Source organism: Streptomyces sp. NPDC050211 (assembly GCF_040656035.1).
Lineage (GTDB): Bacteria > Actinomycetota > Actinomycetes > Streptomycetales > Streptomycetaceae > Streptomyces.
Window position 1 is genome coordinate 66,510 of the sequence record NZ_JBFALC010000039.1, and the last position, 26,267, is coordinate 92,776.

21 protein-coding genes and 6 pseudogenes are annotated in these 26,267 nt (G+C 66.9%); 16 read left to right on the forward strand and 11 right to left on the reverse strand.

Annotated elements, in window-relative coordinates:
- Window positions 1-8: 8 nt before the first annotated feature.
- Window positions 9-959, reverse strand: coding sequence for an AraC family transcriptional regulator (locus AB0I98_RS31465; RefSeq protein ID WP_362947918.1), 951 nt, complete (start codon window positions 957-959; stop codon window positions 9-11).
- A 138-nt stretch (window positions 960-1,097) separates the two neighbouring features.
- On the opposite strand from AB0I98_RS31465, the gene AB0I98_RS31470 reads away from it, so the two are divergent.
- The 3 genes and pseudogenes from AB0I98_RS31470 to AB0I98_RS31480 form a co-directional block, all read left to right on the forward strand.
- A complete protein-coding gene (locus AB0I98_RS31470) occupies window positions 1,098-1,490 on the forward strand; it encodes an ester cyclase (protein WP_362947920.1) in 393 nt (130 codons plus the stop codon).
- 184 nt (window positions 1,491-1,674) lie between these two features.
- On the forward strand, window positions 1,675-2,427 hold the full coding sequence (locus AB0I98_RS31475) for an SDR family oxidoreductase (protein ID WP_362947922.1): 753 nt from the start codon (window positions 1,675-1,677) through the stop codon (window positions 2,425-2,427).
- A gap of 45 nt (window positions 2,428-2,472) precedes the next feature.
- Window positions 2,473-2,868 (forward strand): annotated as a pseudogene (locus AB0I98_RS31480) (amidase family protein); the annotation flags it as partial.
- Between the two features lie 147 nt (window positions 2,869-3,015).
- On the opposite strand, the gene AB0I98_RS31485 reads toward AB0I98_RS31480, so the two are convergent.
- Window positions 3,016-3,381 (reverse strand): MmpS family transport accessory protein, encoded by a 366-nt coding sequence (locus AB0I98_RS31485; protein ID WP_362947923.1) that lies wholly within the window; start codon window positions 3,379-3,381, stop codon window positions 3,016-3,018.
- 50 nt (window positions 3,382-3,431) lie between these two features.
- On the opposite strand from AB0I98_RS31485, the gene AB0I98_RS31490 reads away from it, so the two are divergent.
- The 3 genes from AB0I98_RS31490 (at window position 3,432) to AB0I98_RS31500 (ending at window position 7,697) form a co-directional block, all read left to right on the forward strand.
- Window positions 3,432-4,727 carry a histidine kinase gene (locus tag AB0I98_RS31490; RefSeq protein WP_362947924.1) on the forward strand — a complete coding sequence of 432 codons (1,296 nt, stop codon included), beginning with the start codon at window positions 3,432-3,434 and terminating at the stop codon, window positions 4,725-4,727.
- On the forward strand, window positions 4,724-5,380 hold the full coding sequence (locus AB0I98_RS31495; protein ID WP_362947925.1) for a response regulator transcription factor: 657 nt from the start codon (window positions 4,724-4,726) through the stop codon (window positions 5,378-5,380). Before AB0I98_RS31490 ends, AB0I98_RS31495 begins: the two co-directional genes overlap by 4 nt.
- Before the next feature lie 601 nt (window positions 5,381-5,981).
- Window positions 5,982-7,697, forward strand: a complete 1,716-nt coding sequence (locus AB0I98_RS31500; protein WP_362947926.1) for a carboxylesterase family protein — start codon at window positions 5,982-5,984, stop codon at window positions 7,695-7,697.
- Between the two features lie 97 nt (window positions 7,698-7,794).
- Here the strand turns inward: AB0I98_RS31500 and AB0I98_RS31505 are convergent.
- Window positions 7,795-7,947, reverse strand: a pseudogene (locus AB0I98_RS31505) (transposase family protein); the annotation flags it as partial.
- A gap of 776 nt (window positions 7,948-8,723) precedes the next feature.
- On the opposite strand from AB0I98_RS31505, the gene AB0I98_RS31510 reads away from it, so the two are divergent.
- The 5 genes from AB0I98_RS31510 to AB0I98_RS31530 all read left to right on the forward strand — a co-directional run bounded on the left by AB0I98_RS31510 (window position 8,724) and on the right by AB0I98_RS31530 (window position 13,629).
- Window positions 8,724-9,122, forward strand: coding sequence for a hypothetical protein (locus tag AB0I98_RS31510; RefSeq protein ID WP_362947928.1), 399 nt, complete (start codon window positions 8,724-8,726; stop codon window positions 9,120-9,122).
- A 158-nt stretch (window positions 9,123-9,280) separates the two neighbouring features.
- On the forward strand, window positions 9,281-10,204 hold the full coding sequence (locus tag AB0I98_RS31515) for a hypothetical protein (protein ID WP_362947929.1): 924 nt from the start codon (window positions 9,281-9,283) through the stop codon (window positions 10,202-10,204).
- Window positions 10,197-11,588, forward strand: coding sequence for a peptidoglycan-binding protein (locus AB0I98_RS31520; RefSeq protein WP_362947930.1), 1,392 nt, complete (start codon window positions 10,197-10,199; stop codon window positions 11,586-11,588). Before AB0I98_RS31515 ends, AB0I98_RS31520 begins: the two co-directional genes overlap by 8 nt.
- Window positions 11,585-12,301: an ABC transporter ATP-binding protein gene (locus tag AB0I98_RS31525; protein ID WP_362947931.1), complete on the forward strand. Its 717-nt coding sequence runs from the start codon at window positions 11,585-11,587 to the stop codon at window positions 12,299-12,301. Before AB0I98_RS31520 ends, AB0I98_RS31525 begins: the two co-directional genes overlap by 4 nt.
- Window positions 12,298-13,629 carry an ABC transporter permease gene (locus AB0I98_RS31530; RefSeq protein WP_362947933.1) on the forward strand — a complete coding sequence of 444 codons (1,332 nt, stop codon included), beginning with the start codon at window positions 12,298-12,300 and terminating at the stop codon, window positions 13,627-13,629. The genes AB0I98_RS31525 and AB0I98_RS31530 overlap by 4 nt, the downstream gene beginning before the upstream one ends.
- Window positions 13,630-14,173: 544 nt before the next feature.
- On the opposite strand, the gene AB0I98_RS31535 is transcribed toward AB0I98_RS31530, so the two are convergent.
- Together AB0I98_RS31535 and AB0I98_RS31540 are read right to left on the reverse strand one after the other, a co-directional pair.
- On the reverse strand, window positions 14,174-16,222 hold the full coding sequence (locus AB0I98_RS31535) for a pentapeptide repeat-containing protein (protein WP_362947934.1): 2,049 nt from the start codon (window positions 16,220-16,222) through the stop codon (window positions 14,174-14,176).
- A gap of 323 nt (window positions 16,223-16,545) precedes the next feature.
- A pseudogene (locus AB0I98_RS31540) lies at window positions 16,546-16,656 on the reverse strand (transposase family protein); the annotation flags it as partial.
- A gap of 607 nt (window positions 16,657-17,263) precedes the next feature.
- Here AB0I98_RS31540 and AB0I98_RS31545 point away from each other — a divergent pair.
- Entirely contained in the window at window positions 17,264-17,920 is a 657-nt protein-coding gene (locus AB0I98_RS31545; protein WP_362947935.1) for a hydrolase, read from the forward strand.
- A 234-nt stretch (window positions 17,921-18,154) separates the two neighbouring features.
- On the opposite strand, the pseudogene AB0I98_RS31550 reads toward AB0I98_RS31545, so the two are convergent.
- From AB0I98_RS31550 to AB0I98_RS31570, 5 genes and pseudogenes are all read right to left on the reverse strand, one after another.
- Window positions 18,155-18,742 (reverse strand): annotated as a pseudogene (locus AB0I98_RS31550) (TetR/AcrR family transcriptional regulator).
- Window positions 18,734-18,925: pseudogene (locus AB0I98_RS31555) on the reverse strand (hypothetical protein); the annotation flags it as partial. The pseudogenes AB0I98_RS31550 and AB0I98_RS31555, both read right to left, overlap by 9 nt.
- A gap of 483 nt (window positions 18,926-19,408) precedes the next feature.
- A complete protein-coding gene (locus AB0I98_RS31560) occupies window positions 19,409-19,828 on the reverse strand; it encodes a hypothetical protein (protein ID WP_362947936.1) in 420 nt (139 codons plus the stop codon).
- Between the two features lie 140 nt (window positions 19,829-19,968).
- Entirely contained in the window at window positions 19,969-20,124 is a 156-nt protein-coding gene (locus tag AB0I98_RS31565) for a hypothetical protein (protein WP_362947950.1), read from the reverse strand.
- A 29-nt stretch (window positions 20,125-20,153) separates the two neighbouring features.
- Window positions 20,154-20,340: pseudogene (locus AB0I98_RS31570) on the reverse strand (hypothetical protein); the annotation flags it as partial.
- Window positions 20,341-20,567: 227 nt separating this feature from the next.
- Here AB0I98_RS31570 and AB0I98_RS31575 point away from each other — a divergent pair.
- The 4 genes from AB0I98_RS31575 to AB0I98_RS31590 all read left to right on the forward strand — a co-directional run bounded on the left by AB0I98_RS31575 (window position 20,568) and on the right by AB0I98_RS31590 (window position 24,523).
- Window positions 20,568-21,293, forward strand: coding sequence for a flavodoxin family protein (locus AB0I98_RS31575; RefSeq protein ID WP_362947938.1), 726 nt, complete (start codon window positions 20,568-20,570; stop codon window positions 21,291-21,293).
- Window positions 21,294-21,427: 134 nt separating this feature from the next.
- Window positions 21,428-22,363, forward strand: a complete 936-nt coding sequence (locus tag AB0I98_RS31580; protein WP_362947940.1) for a DUF5996 family protein — start codon at window positions 21,428-21,430, stop codon at window positions 22,361-22,363.
- Window positions 22,364-22,487: 124 nt separating this feature from the next.
- Window positions 22,488-22,748: a hypothetical protein gene (locus tag AB0I98_RS31585; protein WP_362947942.1), complete on the forward strand. Its 261-nt coding sequence runs from the start codon at window positions 22,488-22,490 to the stop codon at window positions 22,746-22,748.
- Window positions 22,745-24,523 carry an amidohydrolase gene (locus AB0I98_RS31590; RefSeq protein WP_362947945.1) on the forward strand — a complete coding sequence of 593 codons (1,779 nt, stop codon included), beginning with the start codon at window positions 22,745-22,747 and terminating at the stop codon, window positions 24,521-24,523. Before AB0I98_RS31585 ends, AB0I98_RS31590 begins: the two co-directional genes overlap by 4 nt.
- Window positions 24,524-24,851: 328 nt before the next feature.
- On the opposite strand, the gene AB0I98_RS31595 is transcribed toward AB0I98_RS31590, so the two are convergent.
- The gene (locus tag AB0I98_RS31595; protein WP_362947947.1) at window positions 24,852-26,042 is read right to left on the reverse strand and encodes an IS110 family transposase; all 1,191 of its coding nucleotides are present in this window, start codon (window positions 26,040-26,042) and stop codon (window positions 24,852-24,854) included.
- Window positions 26,043-26,267 lie beyond the last annotated feature (225 nt).

A 26,267-nucleotide genomic window follows, 5' to 3' on the forward strand; every position in this document is an offset into this window, starting at 1 on the left:
CGCCTCCTTCAGCTTCCGTTCGCGGCCGAGTGTGCGGGCTGCCGTGCCTGGTTCCGGAACTGTGTGGGCGATGAGCCGACCACGCGGCGAAACGCGGTGCTGAACGCGCTCTCGGACTGGTAACCCGTGGCCCGTGCGAGCTCGGAGATCGACAGAGAGTCGCGGGCGAGGGCGTCGCGCGCGAGGCTCATGCGCCATTGGATCAGGTACTCCAACGGCGGGACCCCGACGTGGCACTTGAAGGCCTGGGCGAACGCGGAACGCGACATGTGGCTGATCTCGGCGAGCTCCTTGAGGCTCCAGGAGTGGGCCACGTCCGCGTGCACGGCGCGCAGGGCGGCACCGATGCCGTCCTCGTTCAGGGCGCTCAGCCAGCCGGTGGGCCGGTCTGTCTGGCCGGCGTGGGCACGCAGCATGTGCACGAGCAGGATCTGTGCGAGGTGGTTCTGCACCAGCGGACCGCCGGCGGCGGCGATCCCGACCTCGGTGGCCAGGTGATCGATCAGCTGCGCGAGCCGCATGCCATGAGGATCGCCCACGTGGACGATCACGAGCGGCGGCAGGAGATCGGTCAGGAGGGCCGCGTTCTGGTCGTCGAACGCGATGTGCCCGACGCAGAGGTAGAGGTCATCCTCGGACTCCGGGCCGATCCGCACGAACCCGTCTTCGGCACTCGCCCACACCTGCTCCGCAGGGCGCGGGCTTGCGTCGAGCGTGCTGGCCAGCACGTAAGGCGGCGGGTTGCCCAGCATGAAGGTGTCACCCTCCTTCAGGAGCACCGGCTCGTGCCCTTCGAGGATCAACCAGCACGTGCCACGCACGAGGCCGCCGATCCGCACGTGCAAGAACGTGTCGAAGCGCAACGCCCACTCTCCCGCGGCCAGGAGACTGGGCCCGATCACCGTGCGAGGCCGGAGCAGGCCGATCGCGTCAGCCACTGGATCCCGAAAGCCGAGCACGGAGCGCCTCCTGGATGATACGTAAAGAACTGCGGACTCTGCATCATGGATCGTACTCCGCTGCTCCCGCAGTATCGATGTCGCAGGTGAACCATGAGTACACGAGTACAGCCCGGACACCGGGCGAGAAAGGCAGTCATGTCCGACTTCAACGTTCGCGAGTTCTACGACCGTTACTGCGAGGCGCTCAACGCGCATGAGTTCGACCGCATGGACGAGTTCGTCCACGAGTCCATCCTCTCGCACGGCGAGCCGGCCACTCGCGCGGACGTAGTCGCGGCGCTCAAGAGCATCACCGACGCGGTTCCCGACATGCACTGGGAGATCAAGGAGGTGGCGATCCACGGTGAAACCCTGGCCTGCCACTCCGTCAACCACGGCACCCCCACCAAGGAATGGCTCGGGGTGGCCCCCACCGGCGCGCCGATCGAGATCGACGAGTTCGCCCTGTACCGGATCCGTGACGGAAAGTTCGTGCAGATGTCCAACGTCCACGACGCCGAGGCCCTGAAGAAGCAGCTCGCGGGCTGACCCAGCCGGGCTCTGTTTGCGCCGGCCTACGCCATCGCTGCGAACAGTCGATGCCGAAGGCTACGTCCCCATCCCTGGACGATGTGTAAAGAAGTCTGGACTCCGCATTATGGATAGTACCCCGCTGCTCCCGCACTATCGATGTCGAACGGATCGGCAACGAGAAAGTGATGGAGACACCGACATGGGACAGCTGGAAGGCAAGACGGCGGTGGTCACCGGGGGCAGCACCGGTATCGGTCTGGCCACCGCCGTACGGCTGGCGGACGAGGGTGCGTACGTGTTCGTCACCGGGCGACGCGAGGCCGAACTGGAGGCCGCCGTCAAGACCATCGGAACGGACCGGGCCACCGGGGTCGTCGGCGACATCGGGAAGCCGGAGGACCTGGACCGGCTCTACGAGGCCGTTCGGGCGCGAGGCCAGAATCTGGACGTGCTCGTGGCGAACGCCGCGATCGGCTCGTTCATGACACTGGAACAGACCACCGAGGAGCACTTCGACCAGACGTTCGCGGTCAACACCCGAGGCACGCTGTTCACCGTGCAGAAGGCGCTGCCGCTGCTCAACGACGGAGCCTCGATCGTCCTGGTCGGTTCGACGGCCGCTGACCGCGGGATGGAGGCGTTCGGCGCGTACGCGGCGTCGAAGGCGGCCGTCCGGTCCTTCGCGCGGACGTGGTCCACCGAGCTCAAGGGCCGTGGCATCCGGGTCAACGTGGTCTCGCCGGCATGGATCGAGACTCCCGGGGGCACCGCCGCCTTCGGCGACGAGGAGACCGCCCGCGCCATCAAGGAGCACGTCGCCGCGACGGTGCCCAAGGGCCGCATGGGCCAACCCGAGGAGGCCGCCGCAGTCGTGGCCTTCCTGGCCTCGGAACAGAGCAGCTACGTCGTCGGCGCGAACGTCTACGTCGACGGTGGCGAGAACCAGACCTGAGGCACCACACAGTGGGTGGCATCTGAAGCGTCTCGGCTTCCATGCCGCTTCCGACGCGCTGGCCTCGCGACGTTCGGGCGTACCGCGACACAGGAGATGGCCTACAGCAGCACGACGGAGTGCTGTACGGCGCGACCCGCAACCCGTGGGACCCGCAGCGCAGAGGGCGTGGGTCCAGCGGGGGAGCGGGCGCTGCCGTCGTAGCCGGAGTGGCGCCGATCGCAGACGCCACCGCCGCCGGTTCGATCCGCGTCCCCGCCGCCTACAACGGCCTCTTCGGACTGACGCCCACCCGCGGCCGGGTCTCCGCAGGCCTCCGACTTCGACGAGGTTCTCAACGGCCTGGCCGTGCAACTCGGCGTCAGCCGCACGGTACGTGACAGTGCGGCGCTGCCCGACCGGATGCGCGGCCGGGCAGCGGGCGACCCCTGCTTCGCCAGGAGCCATCCCGGCCGTCCGTGCAGGGGTCGGCCGTCATGGGCAGGCGCCGACCCCACCGGACAGGGAAGTCCCAGCCGGCCTGTGCCTGACATCGCGTGCTTGTCGGCTCGTGGATGTCCGCCAGGCAGACGGTGTGACGCGGACGGCTCAGTCCTGGAGGTTCACGAAGCAGGAAATCGTGCCCTCGGCGTTCGGCGTCCGCTGTTCCTCCTTGAGCTTTCCATCGACGTAGATGCGGCAGGCGGTGCCCGGTTCCGCGTCGGTGACCGTGACGTCGTTGAAGCCGTAGCCGACGTTCTGGGTCTTGCTCCAGGGCAGCGTCTGGCCGTTCTCCGACTTGCCCTCGTTGTCGCCGGAGAAGGCGTAGCTGACGTTGCCGCTGCCACCGCCGACCACTTCGAGCTTGACGTCCCAGCTCTCTCCGGACACGCCCCAGCCAATGACTGCGGTCAATGACAGGGCTCCCGCTGCCATCAGTATCTTGGCGAGGGGGCGGGCCTTGGCGGATGTCACGGCAACTCCTGCGGGTAGGTGGTTCGTTCGTCGGGCGTGATCTATTGTTCGTGGCGCGCGACAGCGTCGGTTCGGCCGTAAGGCGGAATCCGCCGCCTTCGGGACGGCCGAAAGTACGAACTCACCTCGTCGCTGAAGGGCTGCTTGAGGTTCTGCCCATGCTCCGTGTGCCCCACCGTCCCGCCGTCGGGCCCAGCGTCATGACGGGCTTCTGCTTACTGTCTTTCCTGCTTGACGCGTCTGTCGTGAGCAGGAGTCATGTGGGACTGGCGGTCCTGGCGAGCGGAGCCCTGGCCCTGGGAGTCGCAGCGGCGCAGACATGGATGTACGGCACAGGCCGGCATGTCGTCGCGTGTGGGCTCAGCCTTTGCGTGGCGGCCTGTTCGTTGCTGACCACGTCTTTGGTGCAAGGTGCGGTGTTGCAACGCACCCCCGGCTGGGCCGAGTTGTGCGGCCTTCTGGCCCTGCTGTGTCTGACCTGTCGCTATGCACGGCCGTCACTGGTCATGGTGTGCTCGGTTCCGCTGTTCGTCGCGGCGATACGGACGCAGGAGCGTGCTCCGGTGGTGTTGGACCTGCCGGTGTTCAGGGACATCGACGGCTTGTTCGTCCTCCTCCCCATGGCCTTCGTGCTGCTGGGCGGCTATCTGCGCGGTGAGGACGGCAGGCGCCGGGCGGCCGCACGCGACGTCCGGCGGGCCGAGCGGCTGGACCTCGCTCGGGATCTGCACGATCACGTGGCTCATTACGTCACCGCCATCGTTGTTCAGGCCCAGGCCGGCGAGCACATCGTGGAGAAGGATCCCGCGACGGCACGGAGGCTGTTCAGCAACATCGAGCAGACCGGCCAGGACGGTTTGGTGGCGATGCAACGCATGGTCGGACTCCTGCGCACCTCGGAAACCGCGACGGCGCAGGCCGCGGTGACACCCGTGATGACGAGCATCAAGGAACTCGTCAGCCGTGCCGACTCAGCAGGGCAGCGTGTCTCGCTGGAGATCGCCGAGGAGGTGAAAGCCGACGACTGGCCGCCGCAGCTCGCCAAGACCGCGAAGCGCTTGGTTCAGGAAGGTCTGACCAACGTGCGCAAGCACGCCCGCACCGCGTCCGCCGTACACGTGAGGGTGGAGGTCGCGTCGGGCCGGCTGGTCATCCACGTTCGGGACAACGGGAGCAGCCAGCATCACGGACGGTCCTGGTTCCTGCCCAGTGGGTTCGGCATGATCGGTCTGCGGGAGCGGGTCCACGAACTCGGCGGTGAACTCAGCAGCGGACCGATGCCGGAAGGCGGCTGGGAACTATCCGCATCGATGCCCCTGAATTGGGCAGACAGGAAACCGCGGTGAGCATCTCAGTAGTGATCGCTGACGACCAGGAGTTGGTGAGGACGGGCTTCCGCCTCATCCTGGAGGCACAGGACGAGATATCCGTGATCGGTGAGGCGTCCGACGGTGTGGAGGCTGTCGAGGCGGTGCGTCGGCTGCGCCCCGACGTGTGTCTCATGGACATCCGGATGCCGAAGTTGGACGGGCTTGAGGCCACCCGGCAGCTCCGGCGGACGCCGGGGAACGCGACGGACGCCACAAAGATCGTCATCGTGACCACTTTCGACCTCGATGAGTACGTATACAGCGCGCTGCGCGCCGGAGCGAACGGCTTCGTGGTCAAGAACTCCGGCCCTCGGCTGCTGATCGAGGCGGTGCATGCCGCGGCCGGAGGGGACTCTCTCATCTCCCCGTCTGTCACGGTGCGGCTTCTGGAGCACCTGAGCCCACCGCAGCACACTGAGAACTCGGCCGCCATACAGCGACTGAGCCCGCAGGAGCACAAGATCGTCCGCTTCGTGGCGCGAGGGCGCACGAACAACGAGATCGCGGAGGAGCTGACCCTCTCCCTGAGCACTGTGAAAAGCCACTTGAGCCGGATCCAGGACAAAGTGCGGGCCCGTAACCGTGTGGAGATCGCTGCATGGGCGTGGGAGCACGGAGTCGTCAACTGACGATCACCCATCCGGAGACGCGTGCGGCGGCGGTTGCCGCTCGGGACAGGTGAAGATCACCGCCGCCGATGTCCCGCATTCGCCATCGCAGATCCGCCCGACCGAACCGGCCTGCCACCCGCTCGAACACCGACTCCAACTCCCCAGTCCAGCAGCCGACCTCAGCCACGCCCTCCACGCCTGGTCAACGACGATCATCAGCTCAGGACCCGAACCGCTGCTGGAGTACTGAACAGGCGTGCCTCCCTCGCACACAGCCGCCGTTCTGACATTTGTCATGCCCGCTGGTGACAGGGCGGCACTGGTGCCCCGCGCCTCCACGGAGAGGGTTGAAGCATGAGAACAGACGGCGCCGGCACGACGGCCCGATCGACTGCCGGCAAGTAGGTGTGCGCTGTCCAGGAAACGAAAGATTGGTTTAGTGCGAACCGGAAAATCGACTCACCCAACGGGCGTTGATCAAGCAAACGCCACTGAAGACGCAGGTCGGCGTCGAAGGTTCACTCGATCTCCCAAGTACTGGGTACCCCTTCTTCCCCTGACCGCGATCGCGGCCGTGCTTGCATGGCTCAACCGGAGCCCGTGGTGGAGTTGGGCAGTCGTGGGCGCGCTGCTCGCGACCCTCGGTGTGACCGCACACTGGTGGCTTCGAGGGCGGGCCCTGCTCCAGGTGGGGGCCTGGCTGCTTGCCGGAGCACTCGTGAGTACCACTGCCGTCCTCGTCTACCCACCTGCGCAGAACCGCGTCGCGGGCGGGACCGATCCCCAGCCTTCCGCGCTCGTCTCCACGCGGGAGGGGGCCGTGCGAGGCGTCCTCAACGACGAGCGCACGGTTGAGATTTTCGCGGGCATCCCCTACGCCCGGCCCCCCGTGGGAGATTTGCGGTGGAGTCCGCCTCAGCCTCCTGAGCCGCGCTCCGAGGTGTTCACCGCCGACAGGTTCTCGGACGTTCCCGTTCAAGGCACGTCAACCTTCTTCACGCGAGCGCTTTCCCAGGTCGTCGACATACCTCTGGAGGACACGTTCCTCAACCCGTATCCGGTCAGCGAGGACAGTCTCACCCTCAACATCTGGCACAGCACGAAGCTGGCCTCGGCGAAGCTTCCCGTGCTCGTCTACGTTCCGGGCGGGGGGTTCACGACAGGTTCCGGAGCTCTGCCGCTCTACGACGGCGAGTCACTCGCTTCCAGGGGTGAGGCAATCGTCATCACACTCAACTACCGGCTGGGAGTGCTCGGATTCCTTTCCCATCCGGAACTCGCGGCAGAATCCAAGGAAAGCGCTTCGGGGAATTACGGAATCCTCGATCAGATTGCCGCGCTGAAGTGGATCCGGCAGAACATCGCGGCGTTCGGCGGTGACCCGGACCAAGTGACGATCGCGGGAGAATCAGCCGGCGGCGCGAGCGTATGCATCCTGGGCGCGACGCCACTCGCCGAAGGGCTGGTGGACGGCATCATCGCCGGGAGCGGTGCCTGCATGGGCACGGCCGGAAGCACCGAGAAGGACGATCAGGCCGATATCAAGGTGGTGGCAGAGGACGCCGGCAGACGTCTGAGCGAGAAGCTGGGGGGCGCCTCTGTGGAGGAGATGCGCAAGATGCCCGTCAAGCGCATCCTCGACGCGGCCAAGTCACTCGACGCCCACTGGCGTCCCTCCATCGACGGCCACCTCCTGGACCGACCGCCGGCGGAGATCTACGCATCCGGGGAACAGTTGGACGTGCCGATCCTTCTCGGCAGTAACGCGGACGAGGCTTCGCTCGCTCTGGCCAGCCCACCGGACACCGACGTGGACAAGTATCAGAAGTCGGCCCGCAAGACGTACGGCGCGGAGGCCGAGCGCTTTTTGCGTCTGTACCCCGGTGAGAACCAGGAGCAAGTGCTGAAGTCCCGTCTGCAGGCCGATACCGACAAGATCATGACTCGCGCCATGCGCCGCTGGGCGCGCCTGCAGACTCAAACGGGCGAGTCAGCCGCGTACCTCTACTACTTCACTCGCGTCCCACCGGAAAAAGGCCTCGAGAAGTTCGGCGCCTATCACGGTGCGGAGGTGATGTACGCCTTTGACAACCTCGGGAAGGACAATGACGCCGAATACGAAGAGGTCGACTACAGATTGCGCGACCAGATGAGCGCGTACTGGGTCAATTTCGTGCGTACGGGCGACCCGAACGGATCGGGCCTGCCGGTCTGGCCCACGGTGGCGCGATCACCCGAGCAGGTCATGGAGTTTGGTGAAGGAAGCGCGCTGGCAACCCGGCCGCGGCCGGACGCCATCGACTTCTGGATGGACTACGACGGACCGATCCCGTAGCAACGATGCGATCCGGCGAGCCTGGCGACCAGGGTGCCGACACTTCCGTCAGCCGGTCATGGCCTCCCGGCAGAAACCGCCCGGAGGCTTGACCGGCGGGAAAGTGCTGGACGCAGTCGGCGGTGCCTTCGCTGCGGGCGGCCGTGGCGTCATGCGTGCGGCCGGGTCGCAGGACATCGGCCCATGCCGTGCGGCCACGCAAGTCGGCGATGACGGTGGCCTTCATGGTGTTCTGTTTCTTCTTGACGAAGACTGGCTATGGCGACGCGTTTTGGGACCACCGAGGCGCCTCGAACCGGCCCCAATCTGTGAAGATCGCCGCCAGCGAAGACGGCTTGAAAACAGTCCTACTTGGCCCTCCGAGCCGGTCACGGGCGGGGCTGATGCAGGTCGCCTCGGAGCGGGCTTCACATTTCGGGGCCTGCTGGAATCGCCTCGGTGGGGCCGGAAGAAATCGCCCTAGCCAGCAGGGGGGCACGGTGCCCAGTACGAAGAAGATCGGCAACGCCAGCGTCCAGCGGTACGAGCAGATCGTGGAGAAGCTGCGCGATGATGTCGCAAAGTTGTCGAACCAACACCCCAGCCCTCCGCGCTCTGCGGTGACCCGCGCCTTCGCTGCGAGCCACGGAGCTGATGGACCCGTAGGGCGGCTTCTCGTGGTCCCAGCGGTAGCGGCAGTCGAGCTCAACAAGGTCGCGGCTGTAAACCAGAGGCGGTCTCGACCGTCGCCTTGCCCGTATTGCGATGTTCGCGGCGGCCGTTCCTTGTGGGTCAAACGACCGGCACACTCAGCGACCGAGCCGGGCTACTGTGCCCGTCGTACGGGGCTGACAGCGGAACGCAGGGTGGGCTGGTGTGTGATCCGGCGTTAACTCCGGTGTAGAGAATGGTTGTTGACACTTTGACCACCGCTGTCCGCCGCATGACAGTTATGCGGCCGCCTCCCGGGGGCCCACCGGCCCCTGTCTCATCGCAGCACGTTTCCGTTCCACCTCATCAAGATCAAGCGAGTGAGAGGAAACAGCAATGCGTCTCAGATCCATGATGGCCGCCACTGCCCTGGCGGGCGCGGCGGCGTTCGGGGCCGTTGCCCCGGCCGAGGCGGCGCCGAGCACTGCGTCCGGCAACGTCGGCGTCCAGTCGGTCGTCCACACGATCTTCTACGAGCACCAGAACTATGCCGGTTCGACGTTGACGTCGGCCGGGGACTACGGCTGTGACGCCAACAGCGACGTGGACTGGCAGCGCAGCTCGCTGTCCAGCGCCTGGGATAACGAGATCTCGTCCTGGCGGAGTTTCTCGAACTGCTCGACCAGGATCTACGAGTACCCCAACTTCGGCGAAGCGTCCTTCGGCGCCTTCGTCAGCGCCTCCTACGTGGGCGACGCGATGAACGACGAAACCTCCTCGTACAAGCAGTACTGACCCGCAGCACACAGCCGATCTGCAGCTGAACCGTCCGGTCGTCCGGAGGGGGTAGTCGCGGTCGTGCACCGTAAGCGGTGGCGCCGACGGCCGATATCCGCCGGCGCCACTGGGCGGAAGTTTCCCAGAAGGTCTCCCACCCGGAGGATTGGAGTCCAGTGAGCCGGATCCGGTTCCGCAGTGCGTCGTCGGTCGTGGTCCTGGCCGCTCTTCTCTCCGGTTGCTCGGGGGACGGTGACGGGAACGGTGGGCCCGTACCCGATCTCGGGGAGATACCGCGGGTGCGGAGCAGCGCCGACATACCCGATCTGCCGATGGACGCGTACACGCTCACCAAGGAGCAGTACCAGACGTACCTGAAGACACAGCGGTCCCTCATCCGGCAGTGCATGTCCCGCTTCGGCTTCGACTTCCGGGCCATGGACGCCGTACTCGACTCCGGGGAGGTGCCGGACCTCCGCCCCGACAAGACCCGTTACTACTTCGTCATCGACGCGGACACGGCCGCTGCGTCCGGCTACAGGGCGCCCGACCGGGACCGTCGCGTCGAGGACGACGACGGCGAGGGTGAGGACACCACTCCCACCGAGGCCGAGCGTGCCGTGCTGGTGGGCAGCAACGCCGGCGAGCGGCTCGGCGGCGAGCAGGTCCCGAAGGGCGGCTGTCAGGGCGAGGCGAACCACGAGACCCTCGGTGAGGACGGGACGGATGCCTTTCTCCAGGTGCCCAACGATCGCGTCGGACCCCGGTCCCGCGCGGACGCCGACGAGCGGGTCAAGGAGGTCTTCCGCAAGTGGAGCGCCTGTATGAAGGATTCGGGCTACGACTACGACGACCCGATGCAGGCGAACGACGACGACCGGTGGGGCCCTGCCGCGCCCGCCGGCCAGGCGGAGATCCAGGTGGCCAAGGCGGATGTCGCCTGCAAGCACAAGACCAACCTCGTCGGAGTCTGGTGGGCGGTGCAGGCCGCCTATGAGAAGCAGTACGTCGAGGACAACGCCGAGCGTATGGCCGATGTGAAGCGGACCATCGACGTCGTGCTGCGCAATTCGGTGCGACTGGCGGGCAGCGGTGTCTGAACAGAAGACCGACACGTCCGCGGATGCGGATTCCGGCACGGTGCTCGCACGGCGGAGGCGTCTGCTGATCGTCGTGGCCGCGGGGGCGGTGCTGCTGTCGGCCGGAGGCATAGGCGCCGCCACGATGGTCAAGTCCCCCGCGGAGCGGGCGGCTTCGCAGGGGCCGCCCCCGGCGGACGTGCTCACCGCCCCCGTCGAACACCGGGTACTCGAGGACTCCGTGGTGCTGCGCGGCACCGTACAGGCTGATCAGACCTCTGAGATCACGGCAGTGTCGGGCGGGGGCGGGGGCGGGGACGCGGTTCGCGCGGTGGCGACCCGGACCCCGCTGCGGGAGGGTGCCACCGTACGAGCCGGCTCGGTGCTGGTCGAGATCTCCGGCCGGCCGCTTTTCGCCCTGCCGGGAACCCTCCCCGCCTACCGGGACCTGAAGCCCGGTGCGCGCGGCGCGGACGTCGTGCAACTACAGCGCGCGCTGGGCCGCCTCGGGCACGGATCCGCCCCCGATGAAGAAGGCGTCTTCGGCGCGGGGACCAAGCGGGCACTCACGGCCTTCTATGCCTCCCGTGGCTACGAGCCGCTGCCCGCCGGAGCCGACGGCGGCGCGGAACTGACCGCCGCGCAGCGGGCAGTGACCCAGGCCGAACGCGCCTGGGAGGACGCCCCGGAGGGCAAGGAGAAGACGAGAGCAGCGCAGGACCTGGCCGCCGCACGCGCCGAACTCGCCGCACTGGCGGCGGCCGACGGTCCGATGCTGCCCGCCGCCGAGGTGGCATTCCTGCGGGGATTCCCCGCCCGGGTCGACCGGCTGCGGACGCGGGTCGGCGCCGAGACCGCGGCCGGTGCGGGACTCCTCACCGTCTCCGCCGGTGACCTCGTCGTCCAGGGTGAGCTCGGGCCGGAGCAACACGATCTCATCCGGGCGGGGCAGCACGTGGAGATCCTCTCGGAGGCCACCGGCGCCACGGCCGAGGGCACCCTCGCCACGGTGTCCGACGAGGCGAACCGGGACGACGGCGGCGAGGGCGACGGGGACGGCGCGGGGGAGGGCAGCGGGGGCGGGGGCGGCTACCGGGTACTGGTCAAGCCCGTGAAGAGGCTGCCCGCCGAGCTCGCCGGGCAGGATGTCCGGCTGACCGTGACCGCAGGCTCCTCGCGGGGAAAGGTACTGATCGTGCCGGTCGCCGCGATCTCCGCGGGCGCGGACGGCAAGACCGTCGTCACGGTGTACGGGGCGGGCGGACAGCGGCGCCGGACGGAGGTGGCCACGGGCACCGAAGGCGACGGATTCGTTGCCGTACGGCCGCTCAGCGGGGGCCGGCTGCGCGCGGGCGACCGTGTGATCGTCGGCGTGGCAGGCAGGGAGGGTGAGGGCGCCGGATGACCGTACCCGTACCCGCCGAAGCACCTGTGCCCGTTCTGGAACTGCGCGCCGCGGCGCTCACCTATCCGGGGCCGCCGCCGGTCGAGGCCCTCAAGCCGTGCGATCTGCGGATCGAGCGCGGCGAGTACGTCACCGTCGTCGGTCCCTCCGGCTCCGGGAAGTCGACCTTCCTCAACATCGCCGGGCTGCTCGACACCCCGACCGCGGGCGCCTGTCTGCTGGACGGCCATGACACGGGCTCGCTGAAGGACGCCGAGCGCACGGCACTGCGCGGGCGCCGGATCGGCTTCATCTTCCAGTCCTTCCATCTGCTGCCCCACCGCAGTGCTCGCGAGAACGTCGAGCTGGCCATGGTGTATGGGGGACGCGTGCGGCGCGCCGAACGGGCGGCGCACGCACGGGAGGCGCTGAAGCGGGTCGGGCTCGGTCCGCGTGTCGACGCGCTGCCCACCCGGCTCTCGGGCGGCGAGCGACAGCGCGTGGCCGTCGCCCGGGCGCTCGTGGCCCGACCCTCGCTGCTGCTGTGCGACGAGCCGACCGGGAATCTGGACACGGCGACGGCCGAGTCCGTGCTGCGGCTCCTCGACGAACTGAACGGCGACGGCATGACGCTGGTTGTGATCACCCATGACCCCGCCGTCGCTGCACGGGCGCGGCGCACCATCACCATCCGGGACGGCGTGCTGAGCGAGCAGAGTGAGCGTGCGGCATGAGGTTCCGCGTCAGAGCCGGCAAGTCCAGCAGGGCGTCCGAAGGGCCCGGGGAGCGGCCCGGGCAACGCGCCGGCGAGCCGCTGTCCGGAGATCTCCCGTCGGCCGTCGGCGCCGTCGTCGAGCGCTCCCGCTTCGCGCTGCGTGATCTGTTCGCCGAGGCCGTCGCCGGAGTCCTCCAGCGCCCCGGCCGCTCCGCCCTCACGGCGCTGGGAACCGTGCTGGGAGTCGGTACCTTCGTGGCCATTCTCGGTCTGACCGCGACAGCCTCCTCCCAGATCGACTCCCGCTTCAACTCCCTGACCGCGACCGAAGTGACCATCGAGGACACCGGTGGCGACCAGCCCGTCAAACCGGCCCTCTCGTTCCCCGGCGACGCCGACCGTCGTGTCGAACGCCTCCACGGCGTCGAGGCCGCCGGTGTCTACTGGACCGTCGATGCCCCCGCCGCCCGCCGGGTGCGTGCCGCACCGGTCGGGGACGGGGCACGGGGTGACGAGGTCCCGGTACTCGCCGCGTCCTCCGGCGTGCTCAGAGCCGCCCGGGCGACCCTCGAGCAGGGCAGGATCTTCGACTCCTGGCACGACAAGGAGCAGCAGCAGGTCGCCGTGATCGGCGCTGGCACGGCGGCCCGGCTCGGTATCACCACCCTCGACACCCGGCCCGCCGTCTTCATCGGCGAGATCCCCTTCTCGGTCATCGGCATCGTCGGCGATGTCGACCGCAAGGCGGATCTGCTGCTCTCCGTCGTCGTGCCGCGTTCGACGGCGACCGCGCTGTGGGGCCCTCCCACGCAGAGCCGGGCCGGCATGCTGATCTCCACCCGGGTCGGTGCGGCCGTCCAGATCGCCGAGGAGGCCCCGATCGCGCTGCGCCCGGATCAGCCGGGCCACTTCAAGGCCGTTCCGCCCCCCGATCCGCGGTCCCTGCGCACCTCGGTCACCTCCGATCTGGACCAGCTCTTTCTCGTACTCGCCGCGATCTGTCTGGTCATCGGAGCCGTGGGGATCGCCAACACGACGCTCGTCGCCGTGCTGGAACGCACCGGGGAGATCGGCCTGCGACGTTCACTGGGCGCCAGGGGCCGTCACATCCTGGGCCAGTTCCTCGCGGAGTCCGGGGCACTGGGCGTGCTGGGCGGACTGGTCGGTACCTCGCTCGGGGTGCTCACCGTGCTCACCGTCGCCCTCGTACGGAACTGGACGGCCGTCATCCATCCGGGCACCGTCGCCGCCGCTCCGCTGATCGGGCTCGCCACGGGCGTGCTCGCCGGGCTCTATCCGGCCTGGCGGGCCTCCCGTATCGAGCCTGCCGAGGCATTGCGCAGGTAACACGGCCCGGCTGAACCTGTCGTGACCCCTGGTGACCCGCTCGGAGGACGTGCACCGCTTCCGTCGCGGAATCGCCCCCCGCCGCACCGGCGGGCTACCGACGAAATGAGCCTCGGCAAGTAACGGAATGCCAGGCGCGCAGTCAGCAGGTCGGTGCCTGGCTTGCGTCCGACGACGGGCTCCCGACGAAAGCCGGATCCTGGGTGACGAAAAGCGGGCGGGGCGTGATCGCTGGGCTCGGTGTCGCTGATGAGTGTCCCGTCGCACCGGACCTTGCGCGATTCTCACCGATGGCTGACGGATCGCAGCTCGTCTCAGGTTGAGTGCGCAGGTCAGGACGGTGTCGCAGCAGGCCGAGGCTCCGCTTGTCCACCATGGCCATGATCAGCCGGAAGCTGGAGCGTCTCGTCGAGCACGAGCCGTCACCCCTCTGACCTGCTGCGTAGCTGGTGCTCAGACTTCACTGAGACTGCTCAACGTTCGGTGCGACAAGTCAATGAGGTGGCTAACGCGGGTCCGGGCCGTTCCCACTGGTCGGTTCCACCTATCGCTTGATGCGTCCGCGGATAGCGAGGACGGCGAGGCCGAGCAGGACGGGTTCGGTCAGGCGGGAGGCCATTTCGGTGTAGGTGCCGGCGGTGGTGAGTTCCTGGTCGGAGGACCGGAAGATCACCGAGTTGACCACCACTCGCAGGCCTTTCTCGAAACGCTTGGTGGAGAGGCGCTCGTGGAGAGCGTTGGTGGCGTTGACCGGGTCGGGCTTCTCGGCAGGCAGCCGAACTTGCCGGCCGGTCACGCTGCCGACGGTCTCCGGCTTCCAACTGTCGGCGGGCAGACCCCAGAGCATCATCGCAAGCAGCGTGCCGGTCATCGCGAGCAGCAGCCACACCACGGCGCGTGTGGCGCGCAGTCCGTATCCCGAGAGCGCCCAGTACGCGGCAAGGAGAGCTCGTTCGGCGCGCGGCCGGAGGTGGTCGTGGCGGCGCATCTCCATCTCGCCGTAGTAGAAGTCTGCCGCGTCCGGCTCGTTCTTGCTGTCCTCGAATGCCTTGCGAAGCGCCCGGTAGACCGGGGCGAGTTGCGCCGGCCCCACGTGTTCGGTATGCCCGGTGTCGGGGGTGGCCTGCTGCCAGCCTGGAATGGCGGTGGGCTGGCGGGAGCGCCAGTGGTGTTCCTCGGCGAGGGTTCGACGCTGAGTGAACCGTTGAGGGCGGAGCCGCCGCCATTGCGTGCGGGCCGGGACGATGGCGAAGGTGCAGTTGCCTTCCAGGCGGATCTGGTCGAGGTGGACGGTCCCGGTGAACAGGCACCGCGTCAGGTCGATGTCGGCGAGCACCAGGTGGGCGGCGTCTACCCCGCGCAGGGAAACGATCCGCACCCCGGAGCCGGCTGTGTCGGCGAGGCGCTCCTCCGGGACGACGGCACCGCGATTTCCACGGGAATTGGGAAAAGGGGCTTGCTCGGCGGCGATGCTCAGGGGGTATTCGAAGTCGGCGTGCGCGAAGTCGACGTCGGCATGGCGCAGTCGCAGCGTGGCGGTTGATGCCCAGCGCGTCCGGTGACACTCCAGGCCCCGGGCCGCGATCGACAGCGTCACCGGCCCGCTGAACCTCGCCCCCGACAGGAACACCGTCTTCCCACAGACCAGAGGACCCAATTCCCCCGCTTGCTCGAACACCGTCGCACGGAAGTCGACGTCTTCGGTGAAGTTCGTCGCCTCGAACCAGGCGAAGCCGGTGAAGGTGGCCGAGCCGAACCAGGCGATGCCGGTGAAGGTGGCCGACTCGAACCGGGCGTCGCCGCTGAAGGCGGCAAAGTGGAACCGGGCGTCGCCGGTGAACGTGGCCGCACTGAAATCGGCGGTGCCGGTGAACGTGGCCGACCGAAACTGGGCGGTACCGGTGAAGGCGGCCGACGGGAACCGGGCGTCGCCGGCGAATGTGGCCCGGTGGAAATTCGCGTCCCCGGTGAACGTGGCTGCCCGGAACCCGGCGTCGGTGAAGGTGGCCGAGATGAACGTGGCGGCGTCGATGAAGGTAGCCAAGAGGAACCAAGCGTCGCCGGCGAATGTGGCCGAGTAGAAGCGGGCGACGCCGGTGAAGGTGGCCGACTCGAACCCGGCGAATCCGGTGAAGTTGACCGAGTCGAACTGCGCTTCGCGGCTGAAGGTGGCCCGGTTGAACCAGGCGCGGCCGGCGAATGTGGCCGAGTAGAACCGGGCAACGCTGGCGAAGGTGGCCGACTCGAAATCGGCGTCGCCAGCGAAAGCAGCCGACTCGAAATCGGCGTCGCCGGTGAAGGTGGCCGACGCGAAGCGCGCGTCGCCGAGACGTGGGCTGTTTGTGGCGGGGTCTTTGAGGGCGTTGAGGAGTTGGTCGAGCAGTTGGTCAGTGAAGCTGGTGCCCCGGTAGTCGATGTCGTCGCCCGCGTTCAGGCTCGCCAGGTGAGTGTCGCGTTCGAGGGCGGACAGGTGTACCAGGCAGGACGAGTGCGGGTCGACAGAGCGCCCGGTACAGCCAGCGCGGTCCCCGCCGGTGACACCGTCACCGCAGTACGGCCAGTCCGGAACGACAGGGTCTGGGGTAAAGAACATACGGGTGAGTACACCGCCTGCCCATCGCCCGCTGCCAGGCGGCCTCCGTAAAACGCCCGCGCGTCCTGAATCGCCCCGTGGACCGGCGTCCGCCCGTCAGGGGAAATCGTCCGCTTCGACACGGGATCACCACAGCTACGGGCTCGCAGGAACGCAGGTGTGCGCTTTTCGTCGGTGGCCCCCGGCTAGTACGCCATCAGCGTGCGGCTGCATTCCGTACTCGTCGGCACCCACAACTACTGGACGCCCTGAAACCCTGTCTGAACCCCCTGAAGCGCGACTCCCGCCGCTGCTCGTCGGCGGTCGCGGACCGGCCACGATCCGCGCCGAACGGACAGTTCGATCACGGTCCGGCGGCCGCCCACCGGGGCGTCTGCGAGCCGGCGCTCGTACCGGCTGTGCGTCCGCCGTGACGGTGTCCCGCATGCCGGGCAGGCGTAGACCCGCTCGTCCCGGGTCCGCGACACAACACGTAACACGCCTTCTGCGAACACCAGTTGGATCCCGGCAATATGACCGTGTGTCACCGGCGTACGGAAGCGTGATCGCCTTCACGGAATGCGCGCCAGGACCCAAAACGCGTCGCCATAGCCAACGAAGACGAACGCGCGCCGTCCCCGCGGCGGCGAGAAGCCGGCGGACCTGGATCCCGGTGACGTCGAGGCGGAGCTCGATTCCCTCGGCGGGTCGACAAAGACGAGCTGGTGGCGGGCGTCAGCCCTGCGGCCGGACCTTGATCGTCACAAATGAATCATGCCTTTCACCAGCACCGACACCTCACCCGCTGTCACGCCCCAACTCGTAACACAGTCCCCCCAGTTGCGCTTCCCGGACGACGGGGCCATGCCTGACCAGTTCGCCTGAACACCCAAGACCGTGGCTAGTTGACGCATCACTGATCGACACCTAGGGTCGATGACGCGTCAACCAAATGGTTTGGGGTCGCCGGCCCGGCCAACCGTAGCTGGCTCACTGCGGGGTATCGAGAGGTCGGTGCACTGCCGGAGACCCACGGACGCAAAGTTCCAGAAGGGGAATCTCGTGAGCACTGAGAACAAGGCCGGACTCGGCGCGCTGCTGACGCCCGAGGAGAGCGTGGTTGTCCTGATCGACCACCAGCCGTTCCAGGTCGCCAACCTGCACAGCCACGAACCGACGATGATCATCAACAACGTCGTCGGGCTCGCCAAGGCCGCCAAGGCATTCGACGTCCCGACCATTCTGACGACCGTTCTGGAAGAGCGAGGTGGCCTGCTGATCCAGGGGGTGCAGGATGTGTTCCCGGAGCAGAAGCCGATCAACAGGACCTTCATCAACACCTGGCAGGACGAGCGTGTCGTGGATGCCGTCAAGGCGACCGGACGCAAGAAGCTGATCCTCGCCGGCCTCTGGACGGAGATCTGTCTGGCGATGCCGGCGATACAGGCGGCGGGTGAGGGCTTCGAGGTCTTCGCCGTCACCGACGCCTCGGGCGGAGTCTCGAAGGAGGCCCACGACATGGCGGTGCAGCGCATGAACCAGGCGGGCGTGACCCCGATCACCTGGATGGCCGTGATGGCCGAGTGGCAGCGCGACTGGGCCCGCGAGAAGACCATATCGGGCACCGTCGAGGTCCAGGCGCAGCACGGCGGTGCCAGCGGTGTGGCATTCGCCTGGGAGCAGCAGCTCCTGGCCACGCCCACCGGAAACGAAGCCTGACGTCACCGCTGCCACGGCACCGATCCGTGTCGGGTACTGCCTGTCGTCAATACTCCAGCCGCAGTTCGTGATCCAACCGGTTGAGGTCGCTGGATCAGACTCGGGCACCGCATGGTCCCCTGCGTATTGAGCACAGAACGTCAGAGCTTGCGGATCCGCCGATGACAGCCCGGTCCAGGAAAACTGATCCTGGTGGCGAACCTCACTGGTCGGCTGCTTCAAGCGCGGCAGCTGTCAGGAAGGCGGCCAGTTCCGGAGAGCGGCGCCGGTCACTCGCTGGAGGTCCTCGCCCGCTGCACCACCCGCCGCCTGCATGGCCATGCCCTTCGCGACCGTCATGACGTAGCGGGCGATCAGTTCCGGGTCGGCGTCGGCGGGCAGGTCGCCCTCTGCGACAGCCGGTTGGCACTGGTCGCGCAGGTGCACCTGCTCTGGGCACGCCATTCGGTCAGGGTGTCGCGCGCGACCTGCCCGGTCTCGCCGACGGCCAGCGCGCCCTGTACGCCCAGGCACCCAGTGGGCATCCGGGCCGGGTGTGGGCTCGCACCGAGCCAGCGAGGAACGCCGCGACCACCTCGCGGGCGGGTGGGTGCGCGCAACGCCTGGACGACGTTGCGCCAGGACCTTCCGTGCAGCGCTGCAACGCCTTCCGGAAGAGCTGCTCTTCTTGTTGCCGAAGGACGCGTACCTGCTCTTGCGGGAGATACCCATGGCTTCGGTCAGGGTTGCGAGGCTGGCACCCTCGCAACCCTGCCGCCAGAAGACCACCATCGCCTTCTCGAGCGCCGCCTCGGCATCGAACGCTCGCGGCCGAGAGCGCAGCGCGCACCGGGAGACGGTCACCGTCCCGACCACGGTGACCAGTTGGCGCCGGTGTCCCTTCTCCAGGCGGGTGCGGCCGACGGCCCCAGCGGTCCACGCATCAGCTGCCAGGGCGGACAGCCGAACTTCCTCCCGGCCGGCACGAAGATCGAAGTGGCCCTGCAGGAGCAGACGGCCCAGGTCCCCGGCCTTCTTCGACGCTTTCCGCCACCCGCTCGTGCGGCAGGCGCAGTGTCTCGGGGCTGGATGGATCGCAGACCAGGGGGCAGCCGTCGAGACGGCCCCATACGCTCCAGTGATCGGGCTCTCGCTTTCCGGGCGTGGAATCGGTTGGCACCTTCGACGCCAGGGATGAGAGCCCGACCTCACACCGGCGCGACCGCGCGAGGCCGGTGGCCGTCCATGCTCCGGCGCATCCGTCTCCACCGGAGCCAGGCCCCGCGCAGCAAAGAGCCCCGGTCCCGCCTCCGTCAGCCGTGATCTCCGTCAACGGCCCCAGCTACCGGCTGAGAACCGCCTCAAGGCCATCGAGCAGGAGACCGAAGTGGCCTGACAGCCCGGGACGTTCGTCCGTACGCAACTTGGGAGCAGCGGTCGTACGCCGACAGGCGTTGTGCGGGCATGAGCTACTCCTTGTCCGTGCGGATGTGGCGGGCTGCGGGCAGGTCACCCGGCACCGGCGCGCCACTTGCGCGACTGGCAGAAGCGGTCGTCGCCGGAGCCGTCCTCGTTTTCGTCCAGGCAGACCCTGAACGTGTACCTCTTGTTCTCGTTGAGGTTGTATCGCGAGCCGTCGCTGTCGTCCCTGTCGGTGCAGTTGCCCGAGCCGCTGGCGGCGATCCCGTAGCGCTGGGTGCCGTCGGGGTTGATGACGTAGGCGACGGCGCGCAGGCCGTCCGGCTGGTCGTCACAGACCTCCAGTTTGTCCCCGTTCCGGGTGAACTCGATCTTGCCGCCGGGGCGGTCGTCGTTGGTCCACAGCGTGTGGTCCGGGTCTGCCGCCTGAGCGCCGGTGGCCATGGCGAAGGTGGTCGCCACCGCCGCCGCTGATACGCCCGCGCCGCGCAGTGTGCGCTTGAATTTCATGATTTCTCCCCGTTCTGTCGGAAAGGCGTCACCTGTACCCCCGTGCGACAGATGACCGCCACCCAGAAACCGTAAGAGGCACCTCACCCGCGGGCCAATGTGCACAGTGCCCAGCTTCGGGCGCCTGTTGTGCACGGTGCTCAGCGGGCCCATGCTGCGATGGCGTGGAGGGCGTGGGCGACGCCGTGGATGCCGCTGCTGCATGTCTGTAGGTCGCGGCCCAACTGGCCCTCGGCGTGGGCGTCGATCCACGCCTGGAGGGTGCGGCGGAGCTGCGGGCCCAGGCGGCGACGCATCCGTCCCCACCGGAGCCAGCCCCCGCGCCCAGTTGATTCCAGGTACAAGCCGAGGTGGCAACGAAGATGATCGCGGCTAGCACGCGTGGTCTCCTCGCCGACGATGCCCTCCACCCTGCGGGCGAACTGGTGCTGGCGCACCACTCGCTGGAGCAACATCCACATGACTTCCTGGGTCAAGCGCTCAGAGGGCGGATCACCTTCTAGTTGACGCATCAAGTGTCGGTGCTAATGTGGGTGACGCGTCACCTACTTGGCGGGGCGGGTCGCTACTGGTGCCGCAGACCGTCGCTATGCGGCGCACGCGCCGGTTCGTGGAGCGACGTCAACCGATTCAGCGTGGTGGTTGGCCGGTACGAACCCGGGGGCGCCTGCGCGGACGCGTACGGCCGTAGCCCCGGCGTCGAGATCGAAGGCGTCCTGATCTGAAAGCAAGGAGCCCCATGAATGTGCCCGTGAATGACAAGCCCGACTTCAGCGGGCTGCGCGCGATGTACATCAACTGCACCCTCAAGCGCTCACCCGACCTCAGCCACACCCAGGGTGTCATCGACCGCAGCGTCGCGATCATGGAGGCGAACGGAGTGAGCGTGGATCAAATCCGCGCCGTCGACCACGACATCGCCACCGGCGTCCGCCCAGACATGACCGAGGATGGATGGGACGCCGACGAGTGGCCCGCACTGCTGCCCCGAGTCCTTGCTGCCGACATCCTGGTCATCGGTGGATCCATCTGGCTCGGTGACAACAGTTCGGTGACCCGCCGGGTGATCGAGCGGCTCTACGGCTACTCCGGCGTGCTCAATGAGCAGGGACAGTACGCCTATTACGGACGCGTCGGTGGGTGCCTGCTCACAGGCAACGAGGACGGTCTCAAGCACTGCGCGATGAGCATCCTGTACAGCCTGCAACACATCGGTTTCACCGTCCCGCCCCAGGCCGACGCGGGCTGGCTCGGCGAGGTCGGCCCAGGCCCCTCCTACCTCGACGAAGGTTCCGGCGGCCCGGACAACGACTTCGCCAACCGCAACATCTCGTTCATGACCTACAACCTGCTCCACCTCGCTTCGATGATCCGCAGCACCGGTGGGTTTCCGGCTTATGGCAACCAGCGCTCGGCCTGGGACGCCGGTTGCCACCCCGACAACACCAATCCCGAATACCGCTGACCACCCGTGGCTCTGGGACGACAAGCCCCGGCGCGCGCAGGTTTCCCCAAGCGGTCTGTTGTCCCCAACGATCGATGTCTACGCGCCTCGATGACCGCCACCCACTGATGGTGCTGTCAAGGATGTGAGAAGCGATGACCACACCAGCGACGACGAACTGGCCGAGCCTCCGGGTCTCGGACTGGACCGCCACCCGCGACACTCTGCACATGTGGACCCAGATCGTGGGCAAGATCCGGATGGCCCACGCTCCGCTGCTCAACCACTGGTGGCAGGTGACCTTGTACGTCAGCCCCCGCGGGTTGACGACATCGACCATCCCGTACCGCGCTGGGGCCTTCGAGATCGAATTCGACTTCGTCGGCCATCAGCTCGAAGTCCGCAGCAGCGACAGTGGCGTGCGAAGTTTCCCGCTCCGGCCCATGCCGGTCGCCGAGTTCTACACCCAGGTCCTGCACACGCTCGACGAGCTCGGGATCGACGCCCCGATCCATCCGCACCCCAACGAGGTCGAGCCGGCGATCCCCTTTGCCGAGGACCACGACCACGCCACCTACGACGGAGAAGCGGCCGCCCTGTTCTGGCGACAGCTGCTGCAGGCGAACCGGGTGATGGGCGAGTTCCGGTCGCACTTCGTCGGCAAGGTCAGCCCGGTGCACTTCTTCTGGGGAGGGATGGACCTCGCCTGCACCCGCTTCTCGGGACGGTCGGCTCCTCCGCACCCCGGCGGCGTACCCAACTGTGGGGACTGGGTGATGGTCGAGGGTTACTCCCGGGAATTGTCCAGCTGCGGGTTCTGGCCCGGCGGTGGAGAGGAGGGCGCCTTCTACGCCTACGCCTACCCCGAACCCGACGGGTTCGCCGATCACCCGGTCGGCCCCGAAGGCGCCTACTTCAGTGCCGAGTTTCAGCAGTTCCTCCTGCCCTACGAGGCCGTCCGCGCCGCGCCCGACCCCGACCGCGCGGTCGCCGAGTTCCTCCACACCACCTACGAAGCCGCCGCAGTGCGCGGACACTGGGACCGTGCCGCGCTGGAAGACGACCCCTTCCGGTGGACGGAACCTCTGTAAGCCGGGAAGTCGCCGTTGCTGATGAAGGCGCGGAGGGTGAGGACGGCTTCGGCTCCGCAGACGCTCCATCGGCTGCCGGTGATGTCGAGGCGGTCGGCCAGCCGGCGTCGAGGGCCTGGTCGTAGTGGACGAAGGCGGCACTGTTCTCCAGGTAGCGGCAGGCTTTGTCCGCGGCGGCCCGCTGATCTGGGGACAGGCCCGTGTGGTCGGCCTCGGTGCGGATGGCTGTGACGGCTGCGAGGGCGTCACCGGCCAGGATCCGGGCGGCTTTGGCGCCCACCCAGTCTTCGGCGGCGGGATCGGTGGCGGTGTGGAGACACCGCGCAGCCGCCCTGCATTTTTTCCTAGCGTGTTCCATAAGTTTCAATTGAATGAGGACAAATGACTGGAATTATGCCCAACGCCCAAGCACAATCGACGCAGAATCCTCCCGGTGCGGATTTGATCGTAATCAATGCAAAAATCTTCACCAATAACCGCGGACAGGCCGAAGCATCCGCTTTAGCCGTGAAGGGCGGCCGTATCTACTCGGTTGGTCCTGATGCAGACATTTTGAGTTTGAAAAATTCAGAAACGAAGATCATCGACGCGCGTGGCCGCAGACTCATTCCGGGCATTATCGATGCGCACACTCACGTGCTCAACGAAAGTGGCTACACTTACAATATAAGGTGGGACGGCGTACCCACGCTACGTCGCGCACTGAGCATGCTGCGCGAGCAGGCGGAGCGAACGCCTGAGGGGCACTGGGTCAAAGTGATCGGCGGCTGGTCCCCCTACCAGTTCGAGGAGAATCGGTTCCCTACGATGGACGAGCTGCACGAAGCCGTGCATAACCGTCCATTGATCGTGCAATACGCCTATAATCGCGCCTTCCTGAATAAGCAGGCGATGGAATTGTTGGGCGTGGGCACCGATCGGTTTCCCGAATTGCCGGGAACCGAATTCGAGAAGGACGGTCAAGGGCATTACACCGGTGTGATCTACGGATACACATTCACCTTCCTCGCCATGGAGACCATGGTCCCGCAACTTTCGTTCGACGAAGAAGTCAGCTCGCTGATCCATACCGTCCATGCCCTGAACCGTTTCGGTGTCACCTCGATCGTGGATGCCGGCGGCAGCGAGGGCTACCCCAAACCCCAAGCCACCGTAGACGTCCTGGCCCGCGACAACCGCCTCAACGTCCGCATGCCCTTCGTCGACATACAACTCGGCGACGGCAGCCCAATCAATATGGTGGACGCACACATTGAAGCGATCACCAAAACCGCTCCCATCGGCCCAGGCCAAAACCTGCACCCGACCCTGGAACATGGCCACGTATATCGTGGCGCCGGCGAAGTGTTGCAGGCGGAAGTGCACGATCATGAGAATTTCGACCGTCCGGCGGTCATCATCGACCCCGACCAGATGCGGCGACACGTCGAGGAAAATGTCACTAAGTTGGTCCGGCGGCGCATCCCTTTTCGCATGCACATCAGCTACAACGAAAATATCACGCCGTTCCTTGACGCCTTGGAGAAGATGAACGAAACAACGCCGCTAGACGGTTTGCGATGGAGCATCGAACACGCCGAAACTATCACTCCGGAGAACATTGACCGGGTCAAAAGGCTTGGCGGCGGAATTGCCTTGGACGCCAAAATGGCGCTGCATGGAGATGGGTTCATCAAAACACACGGCCGCGAAAAGGCTCTGAGAACTCCGCGGCTGCGCCAGCTGGTCGATAGCGAAATCCCTCTCGCCATGACCACCGATGCTTTCCGGGCAGCCACCTTCAACCCGTGGGTAGGCGTCAGCTGGATGGTGTCTGGAAAGTCGGCCTCCGGGTCTGAAGTGCTTGCCAAGGCTAATCGCCTGTCCCGAGTCGAGGCACTCAAGCTGTTTACCAGTGGTCCAACATGGTTCATGAACACAGAATCCGAAATGGGCATGATCGCTCCAGGACACCTGGCGGATTTTGCACTGTTGGACAGGGACTATTTCACTGTTCCTGAAAATCAGATCAAACATGTTTGCTCCGTCTTGACAGTCCTGGATGGAAGGGTGGTGTTCGGGGCGCAGGACTACAGCACCCTCACGCCGCGTCTGCCCGATATCCTGCCCGCTTGGTCACCCGTCAAATATTTCGGGGGCCACCACCACGGAGCCGAGTAAGCCAACGCTTGAGTGGCGGCCTCCTCGGCCGCCACTCACAGCATGCGACTTGTGCAAGCTATTGGGGCGGGAACTGTGATGAGCCCGTCCGGCCCGGGGCTGCTTCGGCAAAAGAGCTGGCGAATCCGGCGAAGTAGGCCCGCACACCCGGCCCGTTCGGCAGATCACGTATTCTTTGACTATGGACATGTAGTCGCCGACATAGGGGCGGGTGATCTGATGGATGTCGAGCGGGAACGGCACTTTCACGACGGCCCTTACACCTCTGACACTGAATACATCTGTGGTGAATGGTGCTTTTCCTGGCAGTGATTCCTAATGTGGTCTGTCAAGTGGCGTGAGCAGTGGGCGGCATGAGTTCATAGCGCCGTCTGTCGCGCAGGAGTGCCCACAGGACGTTGACGCGGCGGCGGGCAAGGGCGAGGACGGCCTGTGTGTGGCGCTTGCCCTCGGCGCGTTTGCGATCGTAGAACCGGCGCGATTCCTCGCAATGGCGGATGCTGAACAACGCCGAGGTGTAGAAGACGCGTTGGAGGCGGCGGTTGTAGCGCTGTGGGCGCCGCAGGTTGCCGCTGATCTTCCCGGAATCGCGGGGCACGGGGGCGACGCCGCCGAAGCCGGCGAGGCGGTCGGCGGTGCCGAAGGCCGTCATGTCGCCGCCGGTCGCGGTGAGGAACTCGGCGCCGAGGATGACGCCCATGCCGGGCAAGCTGGTGATCACGTCGAAGGTGGGGTGGTCGCGAAACCGGGCCTCGATGTCCTTGTCGAGATCGGTGACCTGCTGGTTGAGGGCCATCACCTCCTTGGCCAGCGTGTGCACCAGCTCGGCGGCCAGTTTCTCGCCGGGCAGGCTGGTGTGCTGCCGTTCAGCGGCCTCGATGGCGATCCCGGCGAGCCGGTCAGGGCGCACGACATGGCGGTTGCGCAGCCAGGTCTCCAGCCGCCTGGTCCCCATTCGGCGGATGGCCGCCGGGGTCTGGTACCCGGTCAGCAAGGTGAGCGGGCCGGTATTGGTCAGGTCCAACGCCCGTTCCAGACCAGGGAAAACGCCGGTGAGCTGGGCGCGCAAGCGGTTGACGGTGCGGGTGCGGTCCGCGACCAGGTCCGTGCGCCGGCCGGTGAGGATCTTGAGGTCGGTGACGGTGTCGTGGGTGGCGCGTAAGGGGTGCAGGTCGCGGCGGACGCGGACCTGGTCGGCGATGACGGCGGCGTCCTTGGCGTCGGTTTTGCCCTCGCCGCGGTAGCTCTCGGAGGCGCGGTGGATGGCCCGGCCGGAGATGTAGTGCAGCGGCTGGTCGTGGTTGAGGAGGATCGTGATGGCCAGGGCGGCTCCGCCGTCGGCCAGGTCGATGCCCCAGGTCACTTCATCGCCCAGGGCCAGGACGTCGGCGATCAGTTGGAGGAGTTCGGGTTCGTCGTTGGCGACGCGTCGCGACAGCAGCCGTCGGCCGCTCTCGTCGATCGCAACGCAATGGTGGTGGGTCTTGCCTGCGTCCATGCCGACCCAGATCGCGGCCATGTAGTGCCTCCGTACGGTGTGCTGCTGGTTCCACCCGACGGACGACCTCGCTGTCGATTCCCTACAGAGCGATCATTCGCAATTCCTAATTGGCAGCCGAGTCGTCGTGGGACGCCGGGCGGCCAATCACTGAGGTCTTTCAGCGTGGCCACTGATCGGGTGACGGGCTCGATCCCCGCAACGCACGAGGCTCCCGTGCCGTTGGGGGAGGTGTTCGAAGTCTCA